Source organism: Roseateles sp. P5_B10, assembly GCF_056400485.1.
Genome location: NZ_JBFULE010000137.1, coordinates 1 through 10,004, shown reverse-complemented (window position 1 = coordinate 10,004; position 10,004 = coordinate 1). Strand labels below are relative to the sequence as shown.

19 protein-coding genes and 1 pseudogene are annotated in these 10,004 nt (G+C 65.8%); 6 read left to right on the top strand and 14 right to left on the bottom strand.

Annotated features, from left to right (window positions below; all coding sequences use genetic code 11):
• The 13 genes and pseudogenes from AC1DU6_RS11495 to AC1DU6_RS11435 all read right to left on the bottom strand — a co-directional run.
• A pseudogene (locus AC1DU6_RS11495) lies at positions 1–464 on the bottom strand (phage terminase large subunit); the annotation flags it as partial.
• A gap of 121 nt (positions 465–585) precedes the next feature.
• On the bottom strand, positions 586–1,161 hold the full coding sequence (locus AC1DU6_RS11490; RefSeq protein WP_477857290.1) for a helix-turn-helix domain-containing protein: 576 nt from the start codon (positions 1,159–1,161) through the stop codon (positions 586–588).
• Complete coding sequence (locus AC1DU6_RS11485) at positions 1,161–1,655, bottom strand: hypothetical protein (RefSeq protein ID WP_477857288.1); 495 nt, start codon at positions 1,653–1,655, stop codon at positions 1,161–1,163. The genes AC1DU6_RS11490 and AC1DU6_RS11485 overlap by 1 nt, the downstream gene beginning before the upstream one ends.
• A gap of 83 nt (positions 1,656–1,738) precedes the next feature.
• Positions 1,739–1,876: a hypothetical protein gene (locus AC1DU6_RS11480; RefSeq protein WP_477857287.1), complete on the bottom strand. Its 138-nt coding sequence runs from the start codon at positions 1,874–1,876 to the stop codon at positions 1,739–1,741.
• 14 nt (positions 1,877–1,890) lie between these two features.
• On the bottom strand, positions 1,891–2,334 hold the full coding sequence (locus AC1DU6_RS11475; RefSeq protein WP_477857285.1) for a DUF968 domain-containing protein: 444 nt from the start codon (positions 2,332–2,334) through the stop codon (positions 1,891–1,893).
• Positions 2,335–2,348: 14 nt separating this feature from the next.
• A complete protein-coding gene (locus AC1DU6_RS11470; protein ID WP_477857284.1) occupies positions 2,349–2,561 on the bottom strand; it encodes a hypothetical protein in 213 nt (70 codons plus the stop codon).
• Positions 2,558–3,094 (bottom strand): hypothetical protein, encoded by a 537-nt coding sequence (locus AC1DU6_RS11465; protein WP_477857282.1) that lies wholly within the window; start codon positions 3,092–3,094, stop codon positions 2,558–2,560. The genes AC1DU6_RS11470 and AC1DU6_RS11465 overlap by 4 nt, the downstream gene beginning before the upstream one ends.
• Positions 3,091–3,321 (bottom strand): hypothetical protein, encoded by a 231-nt coding sequence (locus AC1DU6_RS11460; RefSeq protein ID WP_477857280.1) that lies wholly within the window; start codon positions 3,319–3,321, stop codon positions 3,091–3,093. Before AC1DU6_RS11460 ends, AC1DU6_RS11465 begins: the two co-directional genes overlap by 4 nt.
• Complete coding sequence (locus tag AC1DU6_RS11455) at positions 3,318–3,983, bottom strand: hypothetical protein (protein ID WP_477857278.1); 666 nt, start codon at positions 3,981–3,983, stop codon at positions 3,318–3,320. The genes AC1DU6_RS11460 and AC1DU6_RS11455 overlap by 4 nt, the downstream gene beginning before the upstream one ends.
• Positions 3,980–4,978, bottom strand: coding sequence for a hypothetical protein (locus AC1DU6_RS11450; RefSeq protein WP_477857276.1), 999 nt, complete (start codon positions 4,976–4,978; stop codon positions 3,980–3,982). Before AC1DU6_RS11450 ends, AC1DU6_RS11455 begins: the two co-directional genes overlap by 4 nt.
• Entirely contained in the window at positions 4,978–5,316 is a 339-nt protein-coding gene (locus AC1DU6_RS11445; protein ID WP_477857275.1) for a hypothetical protein, read from the bottom strand. The genes AC1DU6_RS11450 and AC1DU6_RS11445 overlap by 1 nt, the downstream gene beginning before the upstream one ends.
• Positions 5,317–5,350: 34 nt before the next feature.
• Positions 5,351–5,524: a hypothetical protein gene (locus AC1DU6_RS11440; RefSeq protein WP_477857273.1), complete on the bottom strand. Its 174-nt coding sequence runs from the start codon at positions 5,522–5,524 to the stop codon at positions 5,351–5,353.
• Positions 5,525–5,592: 68 nt separating this feature from the next.
• Positions 5,593–5,949, bottom strand: a complete 357-nt coding sequence (locus AC1DU6_RS11435) for a hypothetical protein (protein WP_477857271.1) — start codon at positions 5,947–5,949, stop codon at positions 5,593–5,595.
• 81 nt (positions 5,950–6,030) lie between these two features.
• Between AC1DU6_RS11435 and AC1DU6_RS11430 the strand changes: the two genes are divergently transcribed.
• The 5 genes from AC1DU6_RS11430 (at position 6,031) to AC1DU6_RS11410 (ending at position 8,739) form a co-directional block, all read left to right on the top strand.
• On the top strand, positions 6,031–6,192 hold the full coding sequence (locus tag AC1DU6_RS11430; protein WP_477857270.1) for a hypothetical protein: 162 nt from the start codon (positions 6,031–6,033) through the stop codon (positions 6,190–6,192).
• Between the two features lie 171 nt (positions 6,193–6,363).
• The gene (locus AC1DU6_RS11425) at positions 6,364–6,636 is read left to right on the top strand and encodes a hypothetical protein (protein WP_477857268.1); all 273 of its coding nucleotides are present in this window, start codon (positions 6,364–6,366) and stop codon (positions 6,634–6,636) included.
• Positions 6,637–6,991: 355 nt separating this feature from the next.
• Positions 6,992–7,417, top strand: coding sequence for a helix-turn-helix domain-containing protein (locus tag AC1DU6_RS11420; protein ID WP_477857267.1), 426 nt, complete (start codon positions 6,992–6,994; stop codon positions 7,415–7,417).
• Positions 7,418–7,628: 211 nt separating this feature from the next.
• Positions 7,629–8,021, top strand: coding sequence for a hypothetical protein (locus AC1DU6_RS11415; protein WP_477857266.1), 393 nt, complete (start codon positions 7,629–7,631; stop codon positions 8,019–8,021).
• A gap of 1 nt (position 8,022) precedes the next feature.
• The gene (locus AC1DU6_RS11410; protein ID WP_477857265.1) at positions 8,023–8,739 is read left to right on the top strand and encodes an autoinducer binding domain-containing protein; all 717 of its coding nucleotides are present in this window, start codon (positions 8,023–8,025) and stop codon (positions 8,737–8,739) included.
• A gap of 263 nt (positions 8,740–9,002) precedes the next feature.
• Here the strand turns inward: AC1DU6_RS11410 and AC1DU6_RS11405 are convergent, their stop codons facing one another.
• Positions 9,003–9,692, bottom strand: a complete 690-nt coding sequence (locus tag AC1DU6_RS11405) for a response regulator transcription factor (RefSeq protein WP_477857264.1) — start codon at positions 9,690–9,692, stop codon at positions 9,003–9,005.
• Between AC1DU6_RS11405 and AC1DU6_RS11400 the strand changes: the two genes are divergently transcribed.
• Positions 9,685–10,004, top strand: a 320-nt coding sequence (locus AC1DU6_RS11400) for a hypothetical protein (protein WP_477857262.1), incomplete at its 3' end; no start/stop codon positions are given. The two genes, AC1DU6_RS11405 and AC1DU6_RS11400, sit on opposite strands and share 8 nt — an antisense overlap.

Genomic DNA, 10,004 nt, shown 5'->3' with positions numbered 1-10,004 from the left:
GGGTTATTCAGCCGCGTCGGCAGCGTCTCGCGGAAGATTCGGTTCGCGCCTTCGAGCTCGGCCTCGCTGTGCGCGTCTTCCACGCTGTGCGGGTCATCCCAGAGCACACGGTCGCCGCGCCGGCCGGTCATCGATCGCACTGGGCAGGCCTGGCGCCAGCCCGTCTTGTCGTTCTCGAAGTAGGTCTTCGCGTTCTGGTCGCCGGCCATGGTCGTCGGCCACAGCGATTGATACCAATCCGACTGGATCAGGCGGCGCATCTTCACGTTGTCGCGAATGGCGAGGTTCTCCTCGTGCGACGCGCCGATGAACCGCATCGAGGGCATGCCCATCGGCCCCCACTCCCACGCCGGCCAGAACACGGCTGTCGACATGGATTTCATGGTGCCCGGCGGGATGTTGATCAGCAGGCGGGTGATCTGACCCTTTGTGATCGCCTCCAAGTGATCGCTGATCGCGTCCATGTGCCAGCCGTGCACGTAGGGTTGGCCAGGCTCCAGAACAGGCCACGCGCGACGGATGAAGTTGCCCAGCCGACGCCGGCAGTGCTCGCGCTCCAGGGCCAGCCAATCCTCGTTGCTGAGGTCAAGCACGGGCGTTCATCAGCTCCTGCAGCGCCCCGTCGGACAGTAGGCTCGGGTCAACCGCAGGGCGCGGCGGTGGCGCGGTGTTGATCTTGGCCACCGTCTCCTTGTTCGCCGCAAGCAGGTTCAGCGCGATGCTGGCCGAGTCGTTGGCCAGTCGCGTCAGCACCATGACGCCCTTCAGGCTGCCGGCGGATTGAAGCGGCTCGGCGTCGTCGATCTTGGCAACCTCGCTGTTGGCCAGCGCGTTCAGGCGGTGCGCAGTGGCGGCGCCGTGGCTTGCGGCGCTGACGAGGTTGTCGCTGATGCTCTGTAGGCGCTCCGCCAGCGAAATCGCCACGGGGCGCTGAGACGGCGGCAAGGCTGCCAGCGCGGTGTTCGCTTCGGCCAGTTTTTCCGCCACGCTGCGTACTTGCGTACTTTGCGCACTTACTTTTTGGTGCGCACCGAACTTCTTGCGGATTGCCCCCTCGCTGACGTCGAATTCCCGGCCGAGCGACCGGGCGGTCTCGCCGCTCAGGAGGCGGCGCTCTACTTCATCCCATTGAACCTGGGTGAGCTTGGATGGGCGCCCCATCAGGCCGCTTCCTTCTTGCGGAGCTTGAACGTCTGCCGCGGTGGCTTTGGGAGCACCTGGCGTGCGCGGCGAGCGGTTTCCCTTTCCTTCCACTCGTCAGTGTCCTGGACGCGCATGGCGATATGGCGGGTGACGTCGCCCTCCCGGACGATGYGGCGATGGATCACCGGGGCGTCGTTGGTTACCTCCTGCTGGGCGCGGCGGCGGGGGAGCATGAACTCGGCGATGACCTGACGGGCCGCTAGATCGAAGACGCTGGCCACGCCGCGTATCTTGGGCGTCTCGCAATCCTCGGCGCGGGCCCAGCGGTGCTCTGGGAAGTCGCCTTCCTCGGGGATGTCGTCAGGGTCCACCCAGACCGGAGGCGGGCGGAGGTCGAAGGCCAGCTGCTCGAACAGGGGCGAGGCCGGGCCTTTGGTCTTGCGGCTCCAGCGCTTCCCGGGTTGGAGCTCGGGCACGGCGAGGCCCGYGAACAGCTCCAACTGCGCGAGCATCCCTGCGACTGAAGCCTGGCCCATAGGCGTGCGCCCTAAAACGACTGCATCGCTCGGGGATGCTAGGGAGCCGCAAAACTGCATCAGGCTTTCCTAGCCCCCTTGAGAAGTTCCCGCAGCAGCGCGCGCAGCCGTCCGCTATCGAACCGCTGGCGGAGCTTCGGGTTGGACCGGTAGGCGGCCATGAGGGTGGCCAGGGTGTGGGTACGTGGTTTGTTCATGTGGATTGCCGATTTCAGGCAGCGGCCCAGTCGGGAGCGGTGAAGCCAGCGGGCCAGCGGCCGGCGCCGATCAGGAAGAGCACGGTGCGGCGAGCCCACTCGACCTCCACCTCGCGACGCACCGCGCGCGGCAGCAGCGCCCCCTGGTCGTGGCCCGTGTGGCATCCGACCTGGCCCGGTCGGTCAGCGCACAGAGGGAAGGCGAACAGGTCGCAGACTTTCAGTCCCATTCCCTTTCCCTGGTTGCCGTGTGCGTGTTGGGTGAAGCCTTCGATGCCGCAGTTGATGCAGGGCAGCGACGCGACGAGGCGGCGGTAGGTCTGACTGCGCACGGGCGCGGCCTTCGGTACCGGCAGCGCCATGCTCGAGCGGGCGTAGTTCGCCGGGCGGGTCAGCCGGGCCAGCACGACGGAAGCGCGCTCGGGGCGGGGCTTGGGAGTGAAGCCGGTGCGCTTCATGGGGGCGCTGCGCTTCATGCCGGCACCGCCGCGACAGTCGAGTTGATCAGCGCGAGGAGCAGCGCAGCCAAGCGCCACCAGCCATTGCGCTGCCGCGCCTGCTCGAAGGTGGCACCGCGGCCCATCTCGAAATCCATGAGCGCGGCCCACAGTGCCGGCACGTCGTGCAGCCGGTAGACCAGCAGGCACAAGCATGCGCTGCCGCTGAGGATGGCATCGAGGCTCATGCTGGCTCGGCCTCTCGCTGCAGGGTGGCTTTGCGCTTCGGCGGCTGGTACCGGACAGCCTCGCGCTCATCGAAGATGAAGACGAACTCGACGCCGAGATCGGTCGCCGCGTAGGCCAGCACCTGGTCGATGAAGTCGGAACGCGCCTGGTTCTTCAGGTCCAACAAGCTCTTTTCCTTCTTGCGCGGCACCTTGCGCTTGGCAGGCCGCAACTCACCGGTGACCTTGTCGACGACGAAGGGCAGCCAGACCATCTCGAATTCGTCGGGGATGAACTGCTCTTTCAGGTAGCGCTTCCATGTGTCCTTGTCGAACCGCCGGCCGTTGACGACCGCTTGCTCGGCGATCTGCCCAAAGACGGGCCCATGCAGAAAGCGCAGCTGTCGCAGGGTCAGCGAGTCGGCCTCTTCGTCGAGCGTGACGTGGGGTCGCTTGCCGTCGGCCAGCATGGCCTCGCCGGCCTTGAAGACCGCAGTCATGCCGGCGCGCCACTGCTCGGGCGTCGCGGCGCGCCGTTCCATCAGGGCGGTCATGCCGTTGTCGCTCCGGCCGTGGCCGCGCGGTACATGCGCACCAGCTCGGCCGTCGTCTTGGTGTCACCGCGCATGCGGGCTTTCTTCAGCGTGTTCGCCAGCGTTCCCTCGGCGATCTGCAGCGCGCCGGCGGCGGCAGAGAAGGTCCCGTGCTTTCTGATTGCCTCGATGCAGCGGCGCTGCCCTGGCGTCAGGTTGTGTGGGAACGAAAGATGGCGAGCGGTCATGCCTCGCATCCTCCGAATGGCGCCATGGTGGCTGTGTGGTGCAGTTGCTGGACCAGCACAACGTTCAGGCGCTGCTGATCAGCGCGCTTCTTGCGTCGGGCCTGGGATTCCTTCTCGATGAGGCGGCGCGCCTTCGGCCTGGGCCGTGGCATGTCGGACCCCTCGCCGAGCACCCACAGCGCGGCGGGCCATCCACCCTTCTCCCCGATGCGCCATGCGCCGATGCGCACCAGCCCGATCTGCTTGCAGTGCTGCAGGAACTTTCCGATCCAGCTGTCATCGCATCCTGATACCTCCACCAGTCGGGCGATAGTCACTGGGCGCACCAGGGCGCGCATGACGCTGGCTAGGCTAATCGCCGTCTGGCTCAGGTTCTTGCTGCGGTCGGACTTGCGGGGCTTGCCCGTCGGATGCGGTACATCCTGGCGGGTGCCGAAGCCATAGACCGGCGTCCTTAGCCCCCGAGCGATGACCCGCCAGCTCGCGACGTGGATCAACTTCATGGCGTGCAGCGCCCTCATCACGCCGCGGCTGGTGTTCGGGTGCAGGCCATGCCTGTCGCCGACCTCGTCGGCCGTCGCCGGCATCTGCTGCAGGCCGCGCAGCACCGATGCATAGCCAGCCCAGCCAAAGCGGTGGCCTGAAGCGCGTTTCGTCGTCATGCTGCTGCTCCTGCGGTGATGGGCCGGCCGAGCTTCCTCATTGCCTCAATGCGCGCCGCTTCAGCAGCAGCCCGGGCGGCGGGGTCGGCCAGGCGCGAGGCCTCGGCTTCATGCTGTGCCTTGGTGACGTCGGCGGCGTTGCTAGGAACGGTGATGGGCTCCTGACCGCTCACGACCTTTGCGGGCGCCTCGAACGCCCAGTCGGAGAGGTAGTGCTCACCCGGCCCAAAGAACGTTGCCCCCTGCTTGATGAACTTCCCCTCGGTGCCCGAGGCGGTGCAGTAGGCGGCGTAGCGCTTGACCCCGTCGGTCAGTTGCTCCGGCGTGGCGCCAGCAGCAATCCGAGCCCGCCAAGCCTTGAAGGCATCGGCTCGCGAGTCACCCGAACGGCGGGGGTAGAGCCTCCACGCCGCCATGAAAGCCGGGTCGTCCTCAGCGTTTGCCTTTGCCGGCTTTGGCGGCCGACGGGTCATCGGTGCGACAGCACCAAGGAATTCCGTAGGAGGCGGTATCGGAGACGGAGACGGAGACGGAGACGGAGACGGAGTATTGCTGCCGTCGTCGTCTCCAGTGCTGCCAGCATTGCTAGCAGCATTCCTGATAGCAGCGTATTCAGGCACGAGCCGGTCAGCTTCGGCGGCACCATGATGGCGCTTGATGGCGTTCCAGCTGGCCTTGAGCGATCGAGCATCCGAACCCGCAGCCCATGGGTYGTGGTCGGTCCAGTCGTGGACAACGTGCGCACCCTGCTCACCATCCAGCATCCGGAGGTCGATCAGTTCGCGCACCAGGGCACCCAGCTCGCCGCGCCAGTCGGCCGAAAGCTCAACGTCCTCATCATCCATGCCTGTCAGGTCGCCATCGCTTCGATTGGCGGCGACCCACAGCACCAAGCAGACCCAGGCCCAGCAGCCATCCGCGCCGAGCCGGCGCCGGAGCTTCTTCACCTTCGGGTGCGAGGCGAGGTTTGTGGAAAAACGGGCGTCAGTGGCCATCAGCACCGCTCATAGATCTTGCCGCCGCCCGTGCCATGGCCTTTTCGGCGGTCACAGGTGTCAACGATGCGGATGAGGCCGCGCAGCCGCATGGAGCGGTAGAGCGAGCCCAAGCAGCGGCCGTCCTTGAAGCCGACCTGCTGCTGCACGTAGTCGGTCAGGTCCTCGCCAGATGCCCGGCCGGTGGCCAACTTGTCCAGGATCGCCGTCTCGGCGCGCGCGCTGAAGTCGGAGGTCTCGCGCCCGGCGCGCTGGGTGGCCAACTGACTCGCGCGCTCACCGACTGCACGGGCCTGGGCCAGCGGGGGGGCGCTGAAGTCGAGGCAGGTCTGGCTCACGCCGCCCTCCTCGCTGCCTGCTGGTCGGCGAAGCTCAGCACGGCATCTCCAGGCGCGCTTCACGCTGCTGGATCACGCCTTCAATGGTCACAGGGTCCYGCCCCGTCCGACCTGCCACATCCAGCACCGCCCGATCCCAGTCCATTTCCTTCAAGGCGTCATCGAACATGCGCTCGATGACGGGTCTTGCTACGATCAGTTCAGCCACTTCGATTCCTTCAGTTGCAGTGGTTAGGGCCCCTGCTCGCGTGCCAGCGCTTGCAGGGGTTTCGTTTTTCAAGCGGCGGCGCGTAGAGACGCCAAAGTCGCCTCGAGCTCGCCAGCCAGCCGCTCGACCTTTGCGATCGCGCGTGTCTTGCGGGCTTCCGGGGTGTCCATGAACTTGGCAGCCAAGTACTCAATGACGGCCGGCGCGTCGCCGGTGCTGGCAAGCCAGGCCTCCAGGTCGTCGCAGTTCAGGCGCTGGGTGTCGCCCTCGGCCGGGTTGAGCTTTCGCGTCAGGGTCGATGGCGCCAGGTCCATGTCGGCGGCCTGGGTCTTTTGGGACTTCGCGACCACCGTGGATCGGTGCGCCACATAGGAGCGCAGGGTCTCGAATCGCTCGGGCAGCGTGGGCTCCCAGTTCAGCGTCATCTGGCTCATGACAAGACACCGCAAGTCGAGTTGCCATCTGTTGCCGTCTCAGCGCGGGCCAAAAAAAACACACTGCTGACCATGGAACGAAACGACTTGCACAGCTGGGCCGCGATGGCGCTGAGGACCACCGTGGCGCGCTGCATCCGCGCGCTGATCGCCGAGATCGAGCGGGAGGCACGCGGCGAGCTGCGGCTGGCCGACAAGCTGCGTGCGCAGGCCAAAGCCACGGGGTGGGCATGAGCCAAATGACGCGCGAAGAAAGAGCCCCGGGCCAAAGCCCGAGGCAAACCAGCAGCGCCGTTCATGCCCGCTCTCTCGTTCGGGCCGGTCGTGCGGGTGGAGACAAAGGGTGGCCGCCCACGACCGTGGGATGCTTCGGTTTCCACACTGAAGCAACGGAAGGGGCGAGCCATGGAAGAACGATTCGAGAAGCTGGAGCGCGAGGTGCAGGAGCTGAAGGCGCGCGCACTTGCGGACGCGACTCTCTTGCACTGCCTCGTCGCGAGGCTGCCTGTGGAGCAACTCGAAGCCGTAGAGCGAGACTTCGCCAAATTGGCCGAGGACACGGTTGTCGCGTTCATCTACGGCCCTTGGCCAGAAGTCGCGCGGCAAGCTTTCGAAGCCAAGCGCAGCAGCTGGACTGCTCAGTTCGACCGGACGCTGGGACGGGCTCCGAAGACTTGAAGCCGGCGGCGGTCAGCAATTCGGCAGCGGTTGGGAGAGTGCTACGCATCTCAGGYGCCCTGCCCTGCTTCGGCGGTAGCCGGCGCGGACGGCTGAAGGTGCGGCCAGATCAGCCGGACGGTGTCCAGTCGCGGGTCGGCGGTCTCGCCTCCACGGATCTTCCAGACGGTTGTGAACGGCGCGCCGCAGCGCTGGCACAGTGCCTGGACTTCAGCCCATGACAGCTGCTCAAGGCGCTTGCGGACCTCGGCAGGGGATGGAATTTCTTGGGGCATACCCAAGCATACCGCTATCGGTACGTGTGGCGCAACCGGTTTCGGTACGTTGTCGGGGAGCGGTTGTCTACCCTACCGAGATGACCGCCGACGAACCCCTACTCTGGCGCGCCATCCTGGCGCGGCTGGACCCGCCGCCGGAGTCGACCAGCATTGACAGCGTGACTGCCGCTCTGGGCGGCGCGGTGGGTCGCGGGACTGTTCAGCGCATTCGAGACGGCGTACCGGGCACGAGCCTGGATTCGTTGAACAAGATCGCGAAGCGCCTCGGGTGCACTGCAAGCGATCTGCTCGAAAAGGCCGCGCCGCCGAAGAAGGCAACACCTGTCCCTGGCATCCCGCCACTGCGCCAAGCGCTCACAGCGATCCGTAATCAGCTGGCTCACGGCAGCGCCGACCAAAGCGAACGAGCCGGTGAAGCGCTGAAGCTGATGGCGAAGGTGCCCGACAGCGAGCGCGCGTTCGAAGAGGCCCTTCGGATCCTCGTGGACATCTCCGCGAAGTAGGCCGGCGCGTGCTGCACCTCTATTCGACGGGGGAAAGTAGATGAGATCAAAGGTCGCAGGTCTTCTCGCGGCGCTTTGGCTGGCCGGAATATCAGGTGCAGCGGCGGCGGACTGGGCACAGGAACCAGAAACCGTCATGGGGTTGGCAGTCGGCCAACCTTTCAGCCCTCCGCCGTTGACGGCGTGCGGGCTAGGGCCGGCTGACCCGTGCTTGACCGAGGTCACCTTCATGCCCGGGCGCTACGTGTTCAGGAACCCGCCGGCCCTCGGGTTCTCTTACGAGGCGTCGCTTGATCTGTACATGGGCAAGCTGATGCAGATCGGCTTCATTCTCGACACCAGCAGCTTTGATCGCGCTACGGCTGTGCTCTCCGAAAGGTATGGCCAGCCGACCTCAGTTTCTGAGTCTGACTTCGTTACCCAGACAGGGGCGAAGTTCAAGACCCGCAAATACCAGTGGATCGGAAAGCGTCTGTCCATCGTCGCGGTCGAGCGCAACGTGCGAGCAGATAGAGGGCACATTGCGTTCTTCGATCAAGCACTCGCAGCGGAGAAGCAGCGGGTGCAGAAGGATCAGGACAAGGCCGCCGCGTCGAAGCTCTAGCATGCTCACCTACCAGCACCTCATAGACATCGGCCTGTCGCCGGATGACGAGACGCTGCAGGCGCGCCTGACTGGCGCCGCGGCGGAGATGGGATTCGGGCTGTCGGGAGGGACGCACATTCGAGGGCGTCTGGCTTCGAGGAAGGCCACGGTCCACGCGCTCTTCAACGCGCCGCCAGACTTCCTGGAAGCGTCGCGCTCAGCTGAGCTGGGCCTGGCCGACCCTTTCCTCAATGCCATGCTCGCGACGGAAGGGCTTCACGTCTATGACGAGGCCTACTACCGCACCGCTGGCGCTGATGGGCTCTGGGACCTGATCTCGGCTTTCGGCTACCGGCACGGCATGGCGATCTCGATACATGAGCCGGCGCATCTGGAGATGTTCACCTTCGGCGTGGACGGCCCGGATGCGCTGCCATCGGTGCTTGGTCAGCGGCTGGAGCTGGAAGCCAATCTGCGATTGCTCGCGCTGCACGCGCACGAGGCTGCAAAGCGGCTGTGGACTGCGCCGCCCGCTGTCGACCTCAACGCGGTCACACCGCCTGAGGTCGAGGCCCTGAAGTGGGCGCGGGACGGCGTCTGCGTCTGGGTGACCGGCGACAAGCTGGTCTATTCGAATCCCGGCCTGGTGCGAAGCCAGCGCAGCGCGGCGAAGAAGCTGGGCGGCACTGGCCCGAGCGCAGTGCTAAAGGCCATCAAGGGCGGGATGATCGACTGAGGGCTCGCCAACGCCTGCCGCCAAGCCCGCCCAGAGCGGGCTTTTTGCCGTCTGGGCTACCCAACTAGGGAAAGTCATGAGGGCGGACGGCGCAACAGCTACCAAGGTTGGTAGGGCTCCGAGCCCTACTAGATTTACCTAGGTATGCCACGATGGGCGCACGGTCGCAGTGACCGGTTCAACCCTACCGGAGCCCCATCTTGAGCATCATCGACATCATTCTCGAAGCCCTCGGCATCCCCTTCACGGGCGGCGGCAAGTAGTCAGCCGGTGATTTCGATGTGGCCGCCGTCCGGCAGCTCCATCCACCCCTGCTGTATGGCCTTCACGCCAGCCGCCAGGGTCGAATCGGCGCCGAGGCGAGACCTGGCGTTTTCGAGGTAGTGCTCGACGGTGCGGGCGCTGATGTCGAGGATCTTCGCGATCTCTCTGGATGACAACTCGCCCGTGATGGCCAGCCGCAAGCATTCGAGCTCTCGTTCGCTGAGCGGACAAGACAGCGCGTGCAGCTTCACCAGCCCGCCAATGCAATGCGTAGCCGCCAGGATCGTGCTGCGAATTACCGGCATAACCTGTTCGGGCCGCAGGTCCGCGGCGCCGCTGCCGAAATACACGACGCACCCGCCGCGCCGCTCGCGCACCAGCGCTGCCACCCCCGACGAATAGCCTGGCACCTCCGGCGCCGGCTTCGCGCCCTGGCCGAACACGACTGGCGGCCCCGATGACCGGATGTCGTCGAGCATGCGCTGCAAGCTCCAATGCCGCATGCCCTGCACGAGTTCCTGGTCGGGCGAGTTGTGGAACACCTGGACCACGTCCTCCAGGTTCACGCCGCGCAGCCGAATGGCCATGAAGTGAGACATCCCGGCATCCCTGCACAGGCTTGTCAGCGCGTCGGTGAACTGCTCGGCTGATGCCGGCGCGTCGAGCGTTTGAAGGTCTTCGATGGGCATCGGCGAGTGTGGTTACCGGGGTATTTCTGGTAGTGGTCTAACGCGCCGACAGTCGGCAGACTCTGCACATCACGCGGCAGGGCATCGTAATGGTGCAATCGAACGCCAAAGCCCTGAAGCCGCGCGCATTCCCCCGAGGGCGGGGGGAGCGAAAACCAGTGAACAGGGGCAGGAATTGACGGATTTTCAGGATGGCGCCGCCGCCAATGCGGCAGGCCTACGCGACGCGTTCGAGATGATGGCCTCGCACTCGGCGGAACGGTTTGAGCAGATCGGCGCGCTGTGCCAGACGCTGCAGCTGCTGCTGAAGTC